The 18,784-nt window shown below is 59.0% G+C and carries 20 protein-coding genes; 10 read left to right on the top strand and 10 right to left on the bottom strand.

All coding sequences use genetic code 11. The annotated features are described in order from the left end of the window. The first annotated feature begins 657 nt into the window (after window positions 1–657). The gene (locus ACQ4MS_RS19225) at window positions 658–1,053 is read left to right on the top strand and encodes a hypothetical protein (RefSeq protein ID WP_431096256.1); all 396 of its coding nucleotides are present in this window, start codon (window positions 658–660) and stop codon (window positions 1,051–1,053) included. Between the two features lie 15 nt (window positions 1,054–1,068). Here the strand turns inward: ACQ4MS_RS19225 and sbcB are convergent, their stop codons facing one another. The 5 genes from sbcB to icd all read right to left on the bottom strand — a co-directional run bounded on the left by sbcB (window position 1,069) and on the right by icd (window position 8,342). Continuing rightward, the gene (sbcB, locus tag ACQ4MS_RS19220) at window positions 1,069–2,535 is read right to left on the bottom strand and encodes an exodeoxyribonuclease I (protein WP_431096255.1); all 1,467 of its coding nucleotides are present in this window, start codon (window positions 2,533–2,535) and stop codon (window positions 1,069–1,071) included. Between the two features lie 16 nt (window positions 2,536–2,551). Then, complete coding sequence (gene cls, locus ACQ4MS_RS19215; RefSeq protein ID WP_431096254.1) at window positions 2,552–4,009, bottom strand: cardiolipin synthase; 1,458 nt, start codon at window positions 4,007–4,009, stop codon at window positions 2,552–2,554. A 125-nt stretch (window positions 4,010–4,134) separates the two neighbouring features. Next, window positions 4,135–6,471, bottom strand: coding sequence for an ATP-dependent Clp protease ATP-binding subunit ClpA (gene clpA, locus ACQ4MS_RS19210; RefSeq protein ID WP_431096253.1), 2,337 nt, complete (start codon window positions 6,469–6,471; stop codon window positions 4,135–4,137). Between the two features lie 69 nt (window positions 6,472–6,540). Next, entirely contained in the window at window positions 6,541–6,918 is a 378-nt protein-coding gene (clpS, locus tag ACQ4MS_RS19205; protein ID WP_431096252.1) for an ATP-dependent Clp protease adapter ClpS, read from the bottom strand. 170 nt (window positions 6,919–7,088) lie between these two features. Continuing rightward, window positions 7,089–8,342 carry an NADP-dependent isocitrate dehydrogenase gene (gene icd / locus ACQ4MS_RS19200; RefSeq protein ID WP_431096251.1) on the bottom strand — a complete coding sequence of 418 codons (1,254 nt, stop codon included), beginning with the start codon at window positions 8,340–8,342 and terminating at the stop codon, window positions 7,089–7,091. Between the two features lie 206 nt (window positions 8,343–8,548). On the opposite strand from icd, the gene ACQ4MS_RS19195 reads away from it, so the two are divergent. Together ACQ4MS_RS19195 and ACQ4MS_RS19190 are read left to right on the top strand one after the other, a co-directional pair. Beyond that, window positions 8,549–8,887 carry a hypothetical protein gene (locus ACQ4MS_RS19195; RefSeq protein WP_431096250.1) on the top strand — a complete coding sequence of 113 codons (339 nt, stop codon included), beginning with the start codon at window positions 8,549–8,551 and terminating at the stop codon, window positions 8,885–8,887. A gap of 94 nt (window positions 8,888–8,981) precedes the next feature. After that, complete coding sequence (locus ACQ4MS_RS19190) at window positions 8,982–9,464, top strand: DUF192 domain-containing protein (RefSeq protein WP_431096248.1); 483 nt, start codon at window positions 8,982–8,984, stop codon at window positions 9,462–9,464. Window positions 9,465–9,531: 67 nt separating this feature from the next. Here ACQ4MS_RS19190 and ACQ4MS_RS19185 read toward each other — a convergent pair whose 3' ends face one another. Next, window positions 9,532–10,113, bottom strand: coding sequence for a Fe-Mn family superoxide dismutase (locus ACQ4MS_RS19185; RefSeq protein WP_431096247.1), 582 nt, complete (start codon window positions 10,111–10,113; stop codon window positions 9,532–9,534). 75 nt (window positions 10,114–10,188) lie between these two features. Next, window positions 10,189–11,490: an exodeoxyribonuclease VII large subunit gene (gene xseA, locus ACQ4MS_RS19180; protein ID WP_431099628.1), complete on the bottom strand. Its 1,302-nt coding sequence runs from the start codon at window positions 11,488–11,490 to the stop codon at window positions 10,189–10,191. Between the two features lie 359 nt (window positions 11,491–11,849). Here xseA and ACQ4MS_RS19175 point away from each other — a divergent pair, with 359 nt between their 5' ends. From ACQ4MS_RS19175 to adk, 6 genes are all read left to right on the top strand, one after another. Then, window positions 11,850–12,488, top strand: a complete 639-nt coding sequence (locus tag ACQ4MS_RS19175; RefSeq protein WP_431096245.1) for a MotA/TolQ/ExbB proton channel family protein — start codon at window positions 11,850–11,852, stop codon at window positions 12,486–12,488. Continuing rightward, the gene (locus tag ACQ4MS_RS19170) at window positions 12,485–12,907 is read left to right on the top strand and encodes an ExbD/TolR family protein (RefSeq protein WP_431096244.1); all 423 of its coding nucleotides are present in this window, start codon (window positions 12,485–12,487) and stop codon (window positions 12,905–12,907) included. Before ACQ4MS_RS19175 ends, ACQ4MS_RS19170 begins: the two co-directional genes overlap by 4 nt. Window positions 12,908–12,970: 63 nt before the next feature. After that, the gene (gene lpxK, locus ACQ4MS_RS19165) at window positions 12,971–14,002 is read left to right on the top strand and encodes a tetraacyldisaccharide 4'-kinase (RefSeq protein ID WP_431096243.1); all 1,032 of its coding nucleotides are present in this window, start codon (window positions 12,971–12,973) and stop codon (window positions 14,000–14,002) included. Then, on the top strand, window positions 13,983–14,165 hold the full coding sequence (locus ACQ4MS_RS19160) for a Trm112 family protein (RefSeq protein ID WP_122956562.1): 183 nt from the start codon (window positions 13,983–13,985) through the stop codon (window positions 14,163–14,165). The genes lpxK and ACQ4MS_RS19160 overlap by 20 nt, the downstream gene beginning before the upstream one ends. Next, the gene (kdsB, locus tag ACQ4MS_RS19155) at window positions 14,162–14,920 is read left to right on the top strand and encodes a 3-deoxy-manno-octulosonate cytidylyltransferase (protein WP_431096241.1); all 759 of its coding nucleotides are present in this window, start codon (window positions 14,162–14,164) and stop codon (window positions 14,918–14,920) included. The genes ACQ4MS_RS19160 and kdsB overlap by 4 nt, the downstream gene beginning before the upstream one ends. A 197-nt stretch (window positions 14,921–15,117) precedes the next feature. Next, window positions 15,118–15,774 carry an adenylate kinase gene (gene adk, locus ACQ4MS_RS19150; protein WP_431096240.1) on the top strand — a complete coding sequence of 219 codons (657 nt, stop codon included), beginning with the start codon at window positions 15,118–15,120 and terminating at the stop codon, window positions 15,772–15,774. Between the two features lie 83 nt (window positions 15,775–15,857). On the opposite strand, the gene ACQ4MS_RS19145 is transcribed toward adk, so the two are convergent. Genes ACQ4MS_RS19145 through ACQ4MS_RS19135 form a run of 3 tightly spaced genes read right to left on the bottom strand, consistent with a single transcriptional unit; the run spans window position 15,858 to window position 17,766 of the window. Continuing rightward, window positions 15,858–16,337 carry a DUF6152 family protein gene (locus tag ACQ4MS_RS19145; protein ID WP_431096239.1) on the bottom strand — a complete coding sequence of 160 codons (480 nt, stop codon included), beginning with the start codon at window positions 16,335–16,337 and terminating at the stop codon, window positions 15,858–15,860. Window positions 16,338–16,360: 23 nt separating this feature from the next. Next, complete coding sequence (locus ACQ4MS_RS19140; protein WP_431096238.1) at window positions 16,361–16,780, bottom strand: hypothetical protein; 420 nt, start codon at window positions 16,778–16,780, stop codon at window positions 16,361–16,363. A 29-nt stretch (window positions 16,781–16,809) separates the two neighbouring features. Beyond that, complete coding sequence (locus ACQ4MS_RS19135; RefSeq protein ID WP_431096237.1) at window positions 16,810–17,766, bottom strand: asparaginase; 957 nt, start codon at window positions 17,764–17,766, stop codon at window positions 16,810–16,812. A gap of 138 nt (window positions 17,767–17,904) precedes the next feature. Here ACQ4MS_RS19135 and lexA point away from each other — a divergent pair, with 138 nt between their 5' ends. Beyond that, complete coding sequence (gene lexA / locus ACQ4MS_RS19130) at window positions 17,905–18,609, top strand: transcriptional repressor LexA (protein ID WP_431096236.1); 705 nt, start codon at window positions 17,905–17,907, stop codon at window positions 18,607–18,609. The last annotated feature ends 175 nt before the right edge of the window (window positions 18,610–18,784 follow it).

Raw genomic sequence — 18,784 nt, 5'->3', positions numbered from 1 at the left:
TGATTTGATGGGCTTGGTCGTTGATGAATTCTGCTGGCCGCGGGTTGCCCGGCTGCAAGTAACTTTCTTTTGCTTCGCCAAAAGAAAGTCACCAAAGAAAAGGCGACCCGCAGTCTGGGTCCCTGCGCTTCGCTCCGGGCAACCTGCGCTGCTCGACTCCGGCGGCGTTCCGCAGAACTCGCTACGTTGCACTTCGCTCAAACAACTGCGGCCCGACCTTCCGCCTCCGTCTGCGCTGCTCGGCCCAGCCAGGACGGGGTGAAGTCCGAATTCGGAGACCGGAGACAGGAAACCGAACCCAATCCAATACCGACAAGGACACGCCACGGCGCGTCCTTGTTTCTTCAGGTATTCGGTTTTTGTCTCCTTCTCCACACCCCTTCTGTATGCACCGAGGAGCGGAGGACCAGACGGATCAGGGCAAAAACTTGTTTGAGCGAAGCGAGTTGTTTTTGACCCCGGCTGGGCCGAGCACCGCAGGCTGCCCGTAGCGAAGCGAAGGGATGCAGACAGCAGGGTCGCCTTTTCTTTTGCTTACTTTGCTTTTGGCGAAGCAAAAGAAAAGTGAGTAGCTGCCGGGCTACCCCCGGCCAGCCGCCACCGCATCTATGATCTGCATGAACTAGCCACCGTGATCGAACATCAATTCCACACGTCATGAATACTTCGTATACCGTCCGCCGCTTTTTCATTTTGGCAGCAATAACGGTTTTATCTGCGGGATGTTATGCCGAACCATTGCTGCCCGAGCCCTCCCGAAAAAACCTTGAAGCCAATGTGCAGTTGTTCGCTAAGTCCTATTACCTCGGTACCGGCGCTAGCCACTTTGTCACCAGCGTAAGCCCGGTCGATACTGAAAATGCTGTGGCAGTGATCGGTGAAGCCGGAGATTTGGGGCGGGACTCCAATGCCTATACGGTATATCTCAAACTCATCCAGCAAAAATGGCGGGTTGTCAGAATCGAGTTCGTGTACCGGCCCACTGGCAAGAAGACTTCACAGGAAGTGCTGCCACCTTTTCCCTACCCCGGCTGGAGAAAAGACGCGCCTTGAGCCCAGCTGTGCGCCTCAGGCCTCTGGCGTAATCATCTCCGCATACTCATAAAGCGCCTCAAGCACCACCTGCCCCTTCTCATCCGCCGTCTCCGCCAACACATCAATCTCGGCAAACAGCGCATCCACATTCCGCGCCCCGCCTTCGCCCTCGAGCAGGCGCGCAGCGCGATGCGCTTCCCAGCGTTCCGCGTCTTCGGGCGACAGGGTTTCCGCAAAGTTTCGCGCCCGGTAGCGAAACACCAGTTCGCCGAGACGCTCATCGTCAAACCCGATGCGGGCATGGGCCAGCTCGGCGGGTGACATGGCGCGCAGCTGGTTCAAGCGGCGACGATCGGTGTTGTTGATAAAACCACCGTACAGGTCTTCATCGACGTCCGGCGTGGGCTCTTTAGGCCGCTGGAAGACCTCTGGCCAGATCGCGCTCATATCAGGCAGACCGGCGGCTTTTTCAGCGTTGGCCAGCGCCGCGGCAATGTCTACATTCCATTTCGCCGCCATCTCCGCAGATAGGGTAGCCAGCTTGCGCACGACCATGGGAGACTTGTTCAGGTGAACCGATTTGATGGGCAAACGCAGCACGCCTTCCGGCAGGTCAGTCGATTTGCTGAAGAGGCGTTGCCGTAATGTGGCAACGTCGAGCAACGGCAACTCGCTCGGGTCTTGCGAGAGGTCCCAGGCCAGCAGTTCGTTCTTGTTCGTCGGATGCGTTGCCAGCGGCCACATGACGGCCAGGCAGCCGCGCTCTGGCGGGAACATGCCCGACACGTGCAGAAACGGCTGGGCGGTTTGCGGGCTGGTAGGCAGGCCCAGCTCCGCAGCCACGCGGTCTTTTTTATGCAGGCCCAGGCAAAAGTCAAAGAGCTTGGGTTGCGCTTTGCGGATCAGGCGGGCCAGCGCAATGGTGGCGCGCACGTCTGACAGCGCGTCATGCGCCGACTCGTGCAGCAGGCCATTGGCACGCGCCAGGTCTTCGAGCTTGAAGCTGGGACGGACGGCGCTGGCGTCGTCTGGCCTGCGCTCATCGGGCTTGAGGGGCCAGACAATGCCTTCGGGCCGCAAGGCGTATGCCATGCGTACGACATCGAGCAGGTCCCAGCGGCCACAGTCGTTTTGCCATTCCCGCGCATACGGGTCGATGAGGTTGCGCCAGAACAGATAGCGTGTGACTTCGTCGTCGAAGCGGATGGTGTTGTAGCCCACGCCTATCGTGCCGGGCTCGGCCAGCACTGCTTCGATCTGCGCGGCAAATGCATGCTCTGGGATACCGCGCTCGAGGCATACCTGGGGCGTGATGCCGGTGATGAGACAGGAGTTCGGATCCGGCAGATAGTCATTGGCTGGCTTGCAATAAATCATCAGTGGCTCGCCGATTTCATTGAGTTCCGCGTCGGTGCGAATACCGGCGAACTGCGCGGGCCGGTCACGGCGCGGATTGATGCCGAAGGTTTCGTAGTCGTGCCAGAGGAAGGTGTGGGGCATGAAGAACTCGAGGTAATCAGAGCAAGGGGGAAAACAGCCGCGCCGTGGCGTCAAGCAGGCGCATCAAAAAGTTCTGGGGCCGGTTTGCGCGCACGGGTGCGGCGCTCAGCAGGTCGGTTTCAAACTGCGCAGCGAGCGGCTCGGCCAGTGCGGGGCCATAGACCACAGCCATCACTTCAAAGTTGAGCCGAAAGCTGCGGTTGTCGAAATTGGCGGTACCGACCATGGCGCAGCTGTCGTCAACGACCAGCGTTTTGGAGTGCAGCATACGGGCCTTGTATTCCCAGACCTTGACGCCAGCGGCAATCAGTTCGTCAAAATAGGAGCGCGCCGCGGCACTGACGATGAAGCTGTCGCTGCGGCGCGGCACCAGCAGGCGCACGTCGACGCCGCGCAGCGCCGCGCTGGTCAGCGCCATCAGTGCAGGTTCTCCGGGCACAAAGTAAGGCGTTGTCAGCCAGGCGCGCTGGGTGGAAGTATTGATGGCCGCCACGTGCATGCGGTGAATCGGCTCGAGCATGTTGTCTGGTCCGCTAGTCACCACCTGCACCGGAATATCGCCGGCTTCTTCGTCGGGTACCAGATGGGGCAGCAAATGCGGAAGGCTCCGGTCCGTGTCCGTGGGTGATTCGCCGGTGGCGTAGGTCCAGTCCTCCAGGAAGGTCGTCTGCAGCCAGCGCACCGCGCTTCCTTCAATGCGCAAATGCACGTCATGGTAAGCATCAGGCCGGGTGCGCCGGTCTTCTTCATCGGTGATATTGACGCCGCCGGTAAAGCCGACACGGCCGTCGCAGACGACGATCTTGCGGTGGGTGCGGTAGTTGGTCACCGGACGCAGGCGGCGGCCGATGCGGGTGTCATGAAAGAACGCGACCTCGACACCGGCGGCCTCCAGCGGCGCCAGAAACCGGCGGCCAAGGCGCTTGGAGCCTAGCGCATCGACCAGCAGCCGCACCTTGACGCCCTGCTCTGCCCTTTCGGCCAGCAAGTCGCGCAGGGCCGTGCCAATTCTGTCGGGCTCAAAAATGTAGTACTCCAGGTGCACATGGTCCCGGGCTTCGCGGATCGCTTCGAAGATGCTGTCAAATGCCCGCGCGCCACCTGAAAGCAGCTGGACGGCGGTGGCACTGGAAACGGGAAGACCGCAGGCAGCAGTGCCCAGGGCAGTCATTTGCCGCAGGGCCGGGGGTGCCCTTTCGGCCATGCCCTGCAGCTGGGCCAGGTCGGCATCACCGCGCGCACCGGCGCGGCTGCGCAAGCGCTTGAGGCGCTGTTTTTTCAGGCGCTGGGGGCCGAGGAAGTAATAAACGACAAAACCTGCAAACGGCAGCAGCGCCAGCGACAGGATCCAGCTCATGGTGGAAACCGGGGCGCGCTTTTGCATCACGATCCAGATTGACAGCACGGCAATGTAGGCGCTCCAGGCCACTGAGAGGCCGGTTTTCCATTCGTGGCTGAGTTCGGGAAGGACCAAGGCAAGTGTCTTTTGTTAAGGTGTGCGGGCGAAAACGAGAAAAAGGCCGATAGCGTGATGCTACCGGCCTTTTTTGTGCGCGCAGACACTAAGCGCGCAGCTGGATCAATTGGATCAGCGAAACATCAGTTGGTTTCTGCCGCTTCGGCTTCCGGCTTGGCTTTGCCTTCTTTCTTGGGCAGCGGCTGGATGTCGAGCTGGACTTCTCCGGTCTCAACGCCTTTCTCATCCGCCGTGACCTTCATGTCCACCGTCAGGCGGCCACCTTCCGTCAGGCGGCCAAACAGCAGCTCGTCGGCCAGCGCACGGCGGATGGTGTCCTGAATCAGGCGCTGCATCGGGCGAGCACCCATCAGCGGATCAAAGCCCTTCTTGCCGAGGTACTTGCGCAGCGTGTCGGTGAAGGTGACTTCAACCTTCTTCTCGGCCAGTTGCGTTTCAAGCTGCAGCAGGAACTTGTCGACCACGCGCAGGATGACGGTTTCGTCGAGCGCCTTGAAGCTGACAGTTGCGTCCAGGCGGTTACGGAACTCGGGCGTGAACAGGCGCTTTATGTCAGCCATCTCGTCACCGGACTCGCGCGGGTTGGTGAAACCGATGGTCGCCTTGTTCATCGTCTCGGCACCGGCATTGGTGGTCATGACGATGATGACATTGCGGAAATCGGCCTTGCGCCCGTTGTTGTCCGTCAGCGTGCCGTGATCCATCACCTGGAGCAACACGTTGAAAATGTCCGGGTGCGCCTTTTCGATTTCGTCGAGCAGCAGCACGGCGTGCGGCTTCTTGGTGATGGCTTCGGTCAGCAGGCCGCCCTGGTCAAAACCGACATAGCCCGGAGGCGCACCAATCAGTCGGCTCACGGCATGGCGCTCCATGTACTCCGACATGTCGAAGCGGATGAGCTCGATGCCCATGATGTAGGCCAACTGTTTGGCAGCTTCCGTCTTGCCGACGCCGGTAGGGCCGGAGAACAGGAAGGAGCCGATCGGCTTGTCGTCCTTGCCCAGGCCGGAACGCGCCATCTTGACGGCGGAGGCCAGCACTTCAAGGGCCTTGTCCTGCCCGAAGACCACGCTTTTCAGGTCACGCTCGAGCGTCTGCAACTTGCCTCGGTCGTCGTTAGAGACATTCGCGGGTGGGATGCGGGCAATCTTGGCCACGATCTCTTCGACCTCGGCTTTGGTGATGATTTTCTTGCGCTTCGATGCGGGCAGGATGCGCTGGGCGGCGCCAGCTTCATCGATCACGTCAATAGCCTTGTCGGGCAGATGGCGATCATTGATGTACTTGGCGCTGAGCTCGGCTGCAGCCTGCAGGGCGGCCACGGCATATTTGACGCTGTGGTGCTCTTCAAAACGCGACTTCAGGCCCTTGAGGATGTCGACCGTTTCCTGCACGGTCGGTTCGACCACATCGACCTTCTGGAACCGGCGCGACAAGGCCGCATCTTTTTCGAAGATGCCGCGGTATTCGGTGAAGGTGGTCGCTCCGATGCACTTGAGTTGGCCGCTGGACAGCGCCGGCTTGAGCAGGTTGGACGCATCCAGCGTGCCGCCCGAGGCCGCACCGGCACCAATCAGGGTGTGAATCTCATCGATGAACAGGATGCCGTTGGGCTTGTCCTTCAGCGCTTTGAGTACGCCCTTCAGGCGTTGTTCGAAATCACCACGATATTTGGTGCCGGCGAGCAAGGCGCCCATGTCGAGCGAGTACACATTGGCCTCGGCCAGGATCTCGGGCACGTCTTTTTGCGTGATGCGCCAGGCCAGGCCCTCGGCAATTGCAGTTTTACCCACACCGGCCTCACCGACCAGCAGCGGGTTGTTCTTGCGGCGGCGGCAAAGGATCTGGATGACGCGCTCGACTTCGTACTGGCGGCCGATCAGCGGATCGATCTTGCCGTCCTTGGCGAGCTGGTTGAGGTTGACGGTGAACTGTTCAAGCGGTGAAGCTTTCTCCGTCTTCTCGCCCCCCTCTTCGCTCTCGGCGGCGCTCTCACCGGCCTTTGCGGGCTCGGGCGGGTCGCTCTTCTTGATGCCATGGGCGATGAAATTCACCACGTCCAGGCGCGTCACGCCTTGCTGGTGGAGGTAGTACACGGCGTGGGAGTCCTTTTCGCCAAAAATGGCGACCAGCACATTGGCACCGGTGACTTCCTTCTTGCCATTGCCGGTGGACTGCACGTGCATGATGGCGCGCTGGATCACGCGCTGGAAGCCCAGCGTGGGCTGCGTGTCAACATCGTCGGTGCCGGCGACCTGCGGTGTGTTGTCCTTGATGAAGTTGGCCAACGACTTGCGCAGGTCGTCCACATTGGCCGAGCAGGCGCGCAACACCTCCGCTGCACTGGGGTTGTCCAGCAAGGCAAGCAAGAGATGCTCAACGGTGATGAACTCGTGGCGCTGCTGCCGCGCCTCGACAAACGCCATGTGCAAGCTGACTTCTAGTTCCTGGGCAATCATTGATCTTCCTTTCGGCTTGCTTGGATTAACTCTACTGACTTATGAAGGGAATATTGGCCGGATTTACGATTATTCAATGGGCTCACTGACACACTGCAGCGGATGGCCGTTTTTGCGGGCGGCTTCGGTGACCTGGTCCACTTTGGTCGCCGCTACATCCTTGGAAAACACACCACAGATGCCTTTGCCATCCAGGTGGATCTTCAGCATGATCTGGGTGGCGGTTTCACGGTCCTTGTTGAAAAACTCCTGGATCACCACCACCACGAACTCCATCGGGGTGTAGTCGTCGTTGAGCAGGACCACCTGGTACATCTGTGGGGGCTTGGTTTTTTGCGGCCGGCGCTCCAACACAACCGACTCGCCCCCGTTGCCGTTATCGGGCTTGACAGCCGGGGCTGGGGGCCGCACCGGTACGCTCGGGGATTTGGGAGACTTGGTTGCCATGGAATTCATTCTAGCGACCGATATAGTCCAGTGCGTCTGTCAGGGAAATTGGTGGCGGGAACACGACATTCAAGCGTGATTTTTTCTTTTCTTTTTCCTTTTTCCGCCCAAGAAAAAACCGCCGCGGGATTCCTCCCGGGCGGTTCTCGAAAAAACAGGCTACGCCAGCTTTACATATGGTCGATCATGACCTGGCCAAAACCGGAGCAGCTGACCTGGGTCGCACCCTCCATGAGGCGGGCGAAGTCATAGGTGACTTTCTTCGAATCAATAGACTTTTCCATCGAGCTGATGATAAGGTCGGCGGCCTCTGTCCAGCCCATGTGGCGCAACATCATCTCGGCCGAGAGAATCTCGGAACCAGGATTCACGTAGTCCTTGCCGGCGTATTTCGGCGCCGTGCCATGGGTGGCTTCAAACATGGCGACGGTATCGCTCAGGTTGGCGCCGGGAGCAATGCCGATACCGCCTACCTGGGCCGCCAGCGCGTCAGACACATAGTCGCCGTTCAGGTTCAAGGTAGCAATCACGCTGTATTCCGCGGGGCGCAACAGGATTTGCTGCAGGAATGCATCGGCAATGCTGTCCTTGATGGTGATTTCCTTGCCGGTCTTGGGATTCTTGAACTTCATCCATGGGCCGCCGTCGATTTCCACCGCGCCGAATTCCTTCTTGGCCAGGGCATAAGCCCAATCGCGGAAGCCGCCTTCGGTGAACTTCATGATGTTGCCCTTGTGCACGATGGTCACGCTGGGCTTGTCGTTGTCGATGGCGTACTGGATAGCCTTGCGAACCAGGCGCTCGGTGCCTTCACTGGAAACCGGCTTGATGCCGATGCCGGAGGTGTTGGGAAAACGGATTTTCTTGACGCCCATCTCGTCCTGCAGGAACTTGATGAGTTTTTTGGCCTTGTCACTGCCGGATTCGAACTCGATACCAGCGTAGATGTCTTCCGAGTTTTCGCGGAAGATGACCATGTTGGTCTTTTGCGGCTCTTTGACAGGGGAAGGAACGCCGGCAAAGTACTGGATTGGGCGCAGGCAGACATAGAGGTCCAGTTCCTGGCGCAACGCTACGTTCAGGCTGCGGATACCACCGCCCACAGGGGTTGTCAGCGGGCCCTTGATCGAAACAACGTAGTCACGAACAGCATGCAGTGTTTCTTCTGGCAGCCACACGTCCGGGCCATAGACCTTGGTGGACTTTTCCCCGGCAAACACTTCCATCCAATGGATTTTTTTCTTGCCGCCATAGGCTTTGGCAACAGCAGCATCAACCACTTTCAACATGACCGGCGTGATATCGGCACCCGTGCCGTCACCTTCGATGAACGGAATGATGGGTTCAGCGGGCACGTTCAGCGAGTTGTCGGCATTGACAGTGATTTTCTGGCCTTGGGAAGGCACCTTGATGTGCTGGTACATGTAAGAAAGTCTCCGGTGAGCGCTGAGGCGTCCAAGGGCACGCCACGCAGCAGGTTAGGTAAAAACCCCTAAATTCTAGCCGTAAAACCATTCTGCAAAAGAATTTGAGGCCATCTGTCAACGGCCCGGGAACGGGCTCCGTTACGGTAAGGCCTCCGAGAAGTTCGGGGTATTTTTTTCCAATAACGTTATCAAGGAAATTCCAAATGAACAAAATCCTCGCTGCTTTGATCGCAGGCCTCTTCGCTGCCGGCGCTTTTGCACAAGCTTCCGCTCCTGCCGCTACCCCAGCCAAGCCAGCAACTCCAGCTGTTGCTGCAACGCCAGCCGCTCCTGCTGCCAAAGCAGAAGCTAAAGCTGAAGCCAAGCCAGCCAAAATGACCAAAGAAGAAAAAGCTGCCGCTGCCGCCGCCAAGAAAGAAAAAGCCGCTGCTGAAAAGAAAGCAAAAGCTGAAGCCAAAGCCGCAAAAAAAGCTGAAGCCGCTGCTGCCAAAAAGGCAAAAGCAGAAGCTGCAACCGCCAAGAAAGCCGAAGCCAAGAAGTAATTCCTGGTGACTTCGGTCAGAATGCCCGCCGCGTGCGGGCATTTTTTATGCGCGTCGTTTATGCTGCCCCATCAACTTCATGCGTGGTGACTTTATGTTTTCAAAATCTGGCACCGTGTCATTCAGCAAGGCATTAAGCACCTTTGCCCTGGCGGCCCTGATCTCGCCGCAGTTCGCTTCGGCCCAGGATGCTCCGCAAATGAACCTGCAGCGCGTCAAGCTGTCGGCGGGCATGCACCTGATTGATGCTCAGGTGGCTCTCACGCCCGAGCAGCGGCAAATCGGCCTGATGTTCCGCAAAGAGATGCCACAACAGGAAGGCATGATCTTCGTCTTCGAGCAGCCAGCCCAGCAGTGCTTCTGGATGAAGAACACCTTGCTGCCACTGACCGCAGCATTTGTCGCCGATGACGGCACGATCGTGAACCTGGCCGATATGAAGCCGCAAACCACGGATCCGCATTGCTCGACCCAGCCTGTGCGTTATGTGCTGGAAATGAACAAGGGCTGGTTCGCCAAAAAAGGCATCAAGGCCGGCAGCAAGCTGGGCGGCCCGATCTTTAACGCGAAACGCTGACGTTTGTCAGCCCGAAAGAAAAAAGCCGACTTGAAGTCGGCTTTTTTGTGATCCCAAAAGGTGCGAATCAGGCGAAGTTGGCTTCGGCAAAACTCCAGTTCACCAGGTTGGAGAGAAAGGTCTCCACAAATTTCGGGCGCAGGTTGCGGTAATCAATGTAGTACGCGTGTTCCCAGACATCCACGGTCAGCAGAGCCTTGTCGGCAGTCGTCAGCGGGGTGCCCGCAGGACCGGTGTTGACGATGTCGACCGTACCGTCGGCTTTTTTTACAAGCCATGTCCAGCCGGAGCCGAAATTGCCGACAGCGGACTTGACGAAAGCCTCCTTGAACGCAGCGTAAGAGCCAAACTTGGCGTTGATGGCCGCTGCAAGGGCGCCGCCGGGCTCACCGCCGCCGGCCGGCTTCATGCAGCTCCAGAAGAATGTGTGGTTCCAGATCTGGGCGGCATTGTTGTACACGCCGCCGCTGGATTTTTTGACGATCTCTTCGAGCGTCATGGCTTCAAATTCGGTACCTTTTTGCAGGTTGTTGAGGTTCACCACATAAGCGTTGTGATGTTTTCCATGGTGATATTCAAAGGCCTCCTGGCTGTAATGTGGGGCCAGGGCATCAATCGGATAAGGGAGCGGGGGGAGCTTGTGTTCCATAATTTTTCCTCGTGGTGATAAATGAACTTCTGAATGGACTGCGAATGAACTGCTTGAACTCTGCCATTGTAAAAACTAAATCAGCCTGCGCGCTGAAACCGTCAAATCGACCTCGCCGTCGGCAAGGGTAGCGCGCACAGGTTGGCCGATATGGGTCTTGTCCTGACTGGTAATGGGGTGGCCCTGGAGGTCAGCCAGCCAGGCATAGCCCCGTTTCAAGACCAGTTTGGGATCCAGCAACTCCAGTCTTAGCTGCGCGCGCTCAACACGCTGTCGGCCGCGCTGCAGGTTCGCTTCCGCCGTCCGCGGCAGGTCTGTCTCCAGAGACTGCAGCCTACTCCGATGGTGTTGCAAGATCGAGCGCATCGCATGGTTCAAATTTTGCTCAAAGCCGGTCAACCGGGCATGCTGCCGCGTGATGAGATGGGAGGGGCGGCTGACCCGGGACGCTGCCCAGTCCAGCCGCTGGTTATGGGACTGCATCTGCCGGTCAACGCCGTTTTGCAAACGCGTCATGGCCATTTCAAGTGCGCGAAGCCAGACACCTTGCGGCTGCGCACACAGCTCTGCCGCAGCCGTGGGCGTCGGGGCGCGGACATCAGCGCAAAAATCTGCGATGGTGAAGTCGGTTTCATGGCCCACACCGCTGATCACCGGCATGGGGGACTCCACGATAGTCCGGGCGAGTTGTTCGTCATTGAAGGCCCATAAGTCCTCCATGGCGCCACCACCACGCACCAGGAGCAGGACGTCAACAAAGTCCTTGTCGCGCCGTTGATAGGCCTTTAGCAAAGCGGCTCGCAATTCGCCGGCGGCCTGGCCACCTTGCACGCTGGCAGGATAAATGACGACAGGAATGTGCGGAACACGGCGCTGCAGCGCGCTCACGACGTCATGCAAGGCGGCAGCGCCCAAAGACGTCACCACACCAATGGCGCGAGGTAACAAAGGCAGAGGCTTTTTGCGAACTGAATCGAAAAGGCCTTCAGCCTCCAGTCTGGTCTTGAGCAGCAGGAATTGCTCAAAAAGATTGCCTTGCCCCGCCTGCCGCATGGATTCCACCACCAACTGCAGTTCACCACGCGGGTCGTAAACCCCGAGCCGTCCCCGAAGCTCTACCAGTTGCCCGTCGCGCGGGGAAAAATCCAGCATCGCGGCAGCGCGCCGGAACATGGCACAACGAACCTGACCCTGTTCATCCTTGAGGGAAAAATAACAATGTCCGCTGGCTGCACGTGAAAACCCACTGAGCTCCCCCTGCACAGCCACGGGGTTGAACCGGGCTTCCAGACTGTCTGAAATGGCTCTCAGCAAGGAGCCTACAGGCCATACCCGAATCCCCGGTTCCCGTAAAGCCTGGGGCGGCCTTTCAGGCATCGGCGATGCGTCAAACACGCCTAAACCCCTTGATTTCACGGGTGTAATACTCCACAGAGCAGCGTCCCTCATGGCACAAACCACTGATTCCACGCGGATATCGAGATGAATTCGTGTAACTCATTGATTTTGAATAACTTAATTCTGCTCAAAATTTCATCGTTCTGTCACATGCGCGGTTTGGTGCGGCTTGCAGACCTCTCGGCTACCACTTGCTAACAAAGTTATCCACAGCATCTGTGGGCTATGTCTGACAAACGACGTTGCTGCAAACATTCGCAGGCGATATGCCATCGCGTCGAAAACGGCGGTTTCCGTAAGCCATAATCCACCACAAATTATTTGCCTGGAGATGTGCATTGTTTTCGATCATACAAGCCGCGGGCTGGCCAATTTGGCCCCTGGTTGCCTGCTCTGTCTTGGCTCTTGCGCTGGTAATCGAACGTTTTACCAGCCTTAAAACCCGAAAAGTCGCCCCTCCAAAGTTGCTTGATGAAGCCATTACGGTCTCTCGCGCCGCGGTTCCTTCGCCCGACGTTGTGGCGCAACTTGAACAGAACTCGCTGCTTGGTGAAGTGCTCGCCAGTGGTTTTCGTGCACTGAACACCAACCCGCGAATCAGTGAAGACGATCTGCGCTCCACGCTGGAAGGCGCCGGGCGCAAGGCCGCGCATAAGCTGGAGCGATACCTGGCCGCATTGGCGACCATCGCCTCTGCCGCGCCGCTACTCGGCCTGTTGGGCACTGTCATCGGCATGATCGAGATTTTCGGCTCGCAAGCAGGCGGTGGCGGCGTCAGCAATGCGGCCGGCGGCAACCCCGCACAGCTGGCGCAAGGCATCTCCATTGCACTCTACAACACGGCTTTCGGCCTGATGGTTGCCATCCCCGCCTTGATTTTCTGGCGCTATTTCCGGGCCCGTGTGGACGGCTACCTGCTGACGATGGAACTGGCAGCCGAACGTTTTGTGCGCCACCTCAATACCTTGCGTAAATGAACTTCCGCCCTCATCCGCATGACGAGCCGGAGATCAACCTGATCCCCTTCATCGACGTGTTACTTGTAGTTTTGATCTTTCTGATGCTGTCGACAACCTACAGCAAGTTCACTGAACTCCAGATCAAATTACCAATTGCCAATGCCGAGCAACAGCGGGACTACCCCAAAGAAGTCATCGTTGCCGTGAGCAGCGACGGCCGCTACATGGTCAACAAGACTCTGGTGGAAGGCCGCGGGATCGAAGCGCTTGGCAACGCGTTGGGCGACGCGGCCAAGGCCGGCAAAGACAGCGTGATCATCATTAGCGCCGATGCCAGTGCCACGCACCAGGCTGTTATCACCGTCATGGAGGCCGCACGCCGCCAGGGACTGACGCAAATTACATTTGCCACACAGAGCGCTGCGCTGGCGAAATAAGCCAGGACTTGTCTGGCGCCCGCAGCAGCTCGTTCCCGCCTTTCGCGACACGGCCGCAAGCGCATGAAACACCTGTTGCAAGAAGCCTGGCTGACACGTGGAGTGCTGGCATGCCTGCTCTGGCCGCTGTCGCAGCTCTACGGCCTGGTCGTGCACCTGCGCAGGGCTTTGTACCGCCGCAGGCTTCTCCATTCCGCGCGTTTTCCCGTTCCCGTCGTGGTCGTCGGCAATGTGGTCGCCGGCGGTGCAGGCAAAACCCCGCTGGTGATCGCCCTCGTCCAGCATTTGCAGGCGCAGCGTATCGCAGTGGGAGTGGTGTCGCGTGGATATGGACGGACCAGCACAGAGTGCATCGAAGTCACATCCGCAGCGCCGCCTGCGCAAACAGGCGATGAGCCGGCCCTGATCCAGCGTACGACGGGTGTGCCGGTCTTTGTCGCCAGCCGCCGCGGCGAAGCGCTGCGGGCCTTGCTGGCCGCGCATCCCTCTACCGCAGTGGTCGTGTGCGATGACGGCCTGCAGCACTACGCCTTGCAGCGCGACATCGAAATCGCCGCATTCGACGATCGCGGCACGGGAAACGGCTGGATGCTGCCGGCAGGCCCATTGCGCGAGCCGTGGCCCGGGCGCCGGCAAAGCGGTCTGGACCTGGTGCTGCACACCGGCCAGAAGCCCGCCTTCGAAGGCTTCACTTCCAGCCGGAAACTGGCCGATGACGCAAGGTCACCCACCGGCAATTTGGTCCCGCTGGCTGATTTGCGGGCGCGGCCGCTGACGGCGCTGGCGGGTATCGCCAACCCACAGGCCTTTTTCGCAATGTTGAAGGATCGGGGCCTGATGCTGGAAGCTACCATCGTCCTGCCGGATCACCACACTTTCAGCGAGATCGACCTCACCGGGCTGCAAGGCAAGACCGTGCTGTGTACTGAAAAGGATGCTGTCAAGCTTTTTGCCTTGCCGGCAGCGGCCGGGTTGGACCTGCTGGCCGTGCCGCTGGTATTTTCCCCTGAGCCGGCTTTCTTTATCGCCTTTGATGCGCTGCTGGCGCCACTGCTTTCTCCATTACCATCGAAGCATGGACACCAAACTGCTTGAACTGCTGGTCTGCCCCGTGACCAAAGGGCCGCTCGACTACGACCGGGAAAAACAGGAACTTGTTTCCCGCAGCGCTCGTCTGGCCTATCCCGTACGTGACGGGCTGCCCGTGCTGCTGGAAAGCGAGGCGCGCACCTTGACGGACGAAGAGCTCGGCCTGTGAACTTCACTGTCCTGATTCCAGCCCGGCTTGCCTCCACCCGCCTGCCCAACAAGCCGCTCGCCGACATCGGCGGTGCCCCCATGGTTGTGCGAGTCGCACAGCGCGCCATGCAAAGCACCGCCCTGCGCACGGTTGTTGCGACCGACAGCCTTGAGATTGTCGAGAAATGCGCGTCTTTCGGCATCACAGCCGTTTTGACCCGCGAAGACCATCCCAGCGGCAGCGACCGTCTCGCTGAAGCCTGCAGCGTGTTGGGACTGGCAGATGACGACATTGTGGTGAATGTGCAGGGCGACGAGCCATTGATCGACCCTGCCTTGATCGACGCGGTTGCGGGCCTGCTCAATGAGCGGGCCGACTGTGCCATGAGCACGGCGGCACATTCCATTCACCAGTTGGCCGACCTGCTTAACCCGAATGTGGTCAAAGTGGTGCTGGACGCACGCCAGACGGCGCTTTATTTCAGCCGCGCCCCCATTCCCGCTGCGCGCGACTTCACTGGCCAAGCCTGGTGGGAAGCCGGCAGCAGACTGCCCAGGCCGCTGCGGCATGTCGGGATCTATGGCTACCGGGTCGGTTTCCTGCGTGAGTTTCCCCGCCTTTCGCAAGCACCGCTGGAGCAGCTGGAATGCCTGGAGCAACTCCGGGCCCTATGGCACGGCCACCGCATCGCCGTTCACATCACCGACGATGCACCGGGCCCCGGTGTTGACACGCCTGAAGACCTGGACCGCGCCCGTAAGCTGTTTTCCTGATCGAGAAGAAGCCCCTCACTGGCAGGGTCACCTGTAAGTTGCTGTCAGGGGCGTGCATGCTATCCTTGGGAGAAACACAAGTGTGAGGCCTGCGTGGCGTGCGGGCAGCCCTCAACACCTGTCCAAGCAACACTCGCGGATCATTGGCTTGCCGGCCCGGGGTTGACTTCAAGAATTCATAAAATCCGAGGACATCCATGAGACTGATTTTGTTGGGCGCGCCTGGCGCGGGCAAAGGGACGCAAGCGACCTTCATCTGCCAAAAATACGGCATCCCCCAGATTTCCACCGGTGACATGCTCCGGGCCGCCGTCAAGGCTGGAACACCGCTGGGCATCGAAGCCAAAAAGGTCATGGACTCCGGCGGACTGGTCAGCGACGACCTGATCATCAACCTAGTGAAGGAGCGCATCGCCCAGCCCGACTGCACCAAGGGCTTCCTGTTTGACGGCTTTCCACGCACCATTCCCCAGGCCGACGCCATGAAGTCGGCTGGCGTCAAACTTGACTACGTTCTTGAAATAGACGTGCCCTTTGAAGCGATTATTGAACGCATGAGCGGACGCCGCTCGCACCCGGCCTCGGGCCGCACCTACCACGTCAAATTCAATCCACCCAAAATCGAAGGCAAGGATGACGTGACCGGCGAGACGTTGATCCAGCGTGAAGACGACAAGGAAGAAACCGTGCGCAAGCGCCTGGAGGTTTACAGCGCCCAGACCCGACCTCTGGTGGAGTACTACTCAAGCTGGGCCAAAGCCGCGCCTGACGTCGCTCCCAAGTACCGCGCAATCAGCGGTATGGGAGGTGTGGATGAAATCACTGACCGGGCCTTCAAGGCACTGTCGAGCTGAGCCCCTTTGGAGCTTCATCAAACACATCTTGCAAAAAAGCCGTCCTGTGACGGCTTTTTTTATGGGGAAGTCGACGTCCTGGTTCAGGCGGGACTGGAACGAAACCCATACGACTTACCGTCGATAAACAGGTATTCGGCGCGCAGTATCGGGTCGCCTTTTTCACCGTTGAACGTGAACCCGACGATGGAGACCGTGGCGCCCGGTTTGATCTCAGCCAGGTTCCACGCCTGAAGGCGCGTCAGCGGGGCCAACTCGATCTCCCAGCGTTTGTCCTTTCTATTAGGTAAGACAGCCTTGGCCAGCAAGGCCTTGCCGTCGACCGGCGCGGTCTGGGCCGGCACGGCGCGCTGGGCCAGATCGGAGGGTAATTTGAGCGTTGCCGGGAGGTCGATTTCAAGCTCTGCATGCGGGTTCTGCCACAACACCTTGGCCACCCTGCCCTCCAGGTAAATCGGCCTGTCCTGGTCAAAACTGCTCCAGCCGTGGTGCGCGCTGACCAGCGGTGCTGCACCGCTGGCGGCCAGGAACAACGACACTTCCAGCACTTCACGTCGTTTCATCGTCCACTCCTCGGAGGCTTGGATTAAAGGTAGGCAATCCAGCGGCCGCAAGCCACGACAGCCAGCCAGATCAGGGTCGACAAAATCATTTGTGCACGAGCCCAAGCATCCAGTTTGTCCAGCGACCCACGCCCATGGAACCATGCCGCATTACATCCCGCAATGAATAACAGCAGCATCTTCAGGGTAAAGGCCCGATTGCTCAGCAATTCCGCGGGCTGCGAGGCAAACATCAGCAAACCGGAAAAAACCGCCAGGGTAAAACCAACCACCGCAACACCGAGGCTCAGGCGCGCCAGCTCTTTCACAGGCAAACCTGAACCCAGTCCAAACACCCGAAGTTCCAGCAGGACAAGATTCCCAAGCAGCAGCGCAATGCCGCTGATGTGCACGACTTCCAGTGCCGGAAAAGCCCAGACGTGCGTCTTGATTGCTGTGAACATCAACGGCCTGCCTGTACGGAGTCCGGTCTTCAGTTACCGGCGAGCAACTGAAGCACCAGTTCGATTCTCGCTTTCACCGGACTCAGCCCCCGTGAATCAGGGAGCACGTCCCCCGGTGTGGGCAGCACCCGCCCGTTGAGGCATCTTGTCGCCCGCAAGACCCGCACCCCCGCAGCCTGGGCCTGGAGCAGCGCCGCCTCCAGATCACGGTGCAGCGTGCCATTGCCGGTGGCTGCGACCACCAGGCCCCGTACACCCTGTGCCTGCAGGGCCTGCACCACGGCGCCACTGGCACCGGCATGGTTCATGACAATCTCAACGCGTGGCCATTGAGCTGGGATGACTCCTGTCGCTATCATTTTTATAGCAATTTGCGCCGATTCTGCATGGGCTACAGGCCAATTTCGCACTAACCTCAGCGAACCTTCCTCTACATAACCAACCGGTCCGGCATCGCCAGAGTCGAACGCGTCCACCTTGTAGGTATGCACTTTCTGCACATCCAGCGCACTGTGGATGGTTCCTGCGCACACGGCGACAACACCCGCCGCTCCCGAGTGACGCGCTACCGCCACGGCATCCAGAAGATTCTGGGGGCCGTCAGGCGCCAGTGCCGTCGCCGGACGCATGGCACAGGCCAGCACCACCGGTTTGGCAGGCCGGCATACCGCATGAAGAAAATAGGCTGTTTCCTCCAGCGTGTCTGTTCCGTGCGTAATGACAATGCCCTGCACATCCGGCTGGGCCAAAAAGTGGTTGACCCGCGCAGCAAGCCGTGCCCACACCTCAAAGCTCATGTCCTTGCTGTCGATCTGGGCGACCTGTTCGGTCACAAAGGGGCCAAGCTTGGCGAAAGGGGGAATGGCCGCAACCAGTTGATCAACGCCCACCTGGGCAGCGGTATAGCCGATGTTGTCCGACGTGCTCGCAGCCGTACCCGCGATCGTGCCGCCGGTACCCAGAATGACAATATTTTGAAGGCTCATAAAAAGTGAACTTGCAATCTTTTAAAAACTGGATGAAAATACAGTTACTGGATATTAAAACAGCCCCAGGCCTCTGCGTACCCTGCCGTTTGGCAATATCGCACGAAGGCTGGTGTTGTGATTCAAGGAGCAACGGTGATGAGCACACTCGATAACTTTTCGCATTTTCCCTCTGAAGGCCCCAAGCTCACCGCACGCCAACAACAAATTCTGGAACTGATCCAGAGCGCCATTGCGCGCACCGGCGCACCACCTACCCGCGCCGAAATCGCCACCGAACTTGGCTTCCGGTCCGCAAATGCCGCGGAAGAACACTTGCAGGCACTGGCGCGTAAAGGCGTCATCGAGTTGGTCAGCGGGACCTCACGCGGTATACGCCTGCGCAGCGATGCCCTTCGCACCCTGAACGAATCCAGAACCAAACAGTTTTCCCTGCCGTTGCAAAGCCTGGCCCAACTCGCCCTACCGTTGGTAGGGCGGGTTGCTGCTGGCAGCCCGATTCTCGCGCAGGAACATATCGAGCAAACCTATTATTTTGAAAGCAGCCTGTTTCAGCGGCAGCCCGATTACCTGCTCAAGGTTCGCGGTATGAGCATGCGCGACGTCGGCATCATGGATGGCGACTTGCTGGCCGTGAAACAAGCCAAAGAAGCCAAAAATGGCCAGATTGTCGTGGCCAGGCTGGGTGATGAAGTCACGGTCAAACGCTTTCGCCGCAACAAACACCTGATCGAACTCCTGCCCGAAAACCCGGACTTCAAAACCATCGTGGTCGAACCCGGTGAGCCGTTCGAGCTTGAAGGTCTGGCCGTGGGCTTGATCCGCAACACGATGTTGATGTAAGACTCATCTGGCCACACACCAGGTGGCGGGCGTTTGGCCATCAAGGCCAACACCCTGGTACCGTGGCCTCCCTGGCGTCTGCCAGCGCAATCCTGCCTGTGTAAACCTCTCTCATACAGGAGTTCTCATGGGAATCGTCAGTTTTTCGCATTCACCAATGTTGTCAGTCCTGCTT

It is taken from the genome of Polaromonas aquatica (assembly GCF_050626995.1).
Lineage (GTDB): Bacteria > Pseudomonadota > Gammaproteobacteria > Burkholderiales > Burkholderiaceae_C > Polaromonas > Polaromonas aquatica_A.
Note: the sequence above shows the minus strand (reverse complement) of the source record. Positions and strands in the feature narration are given on the sequence as shown.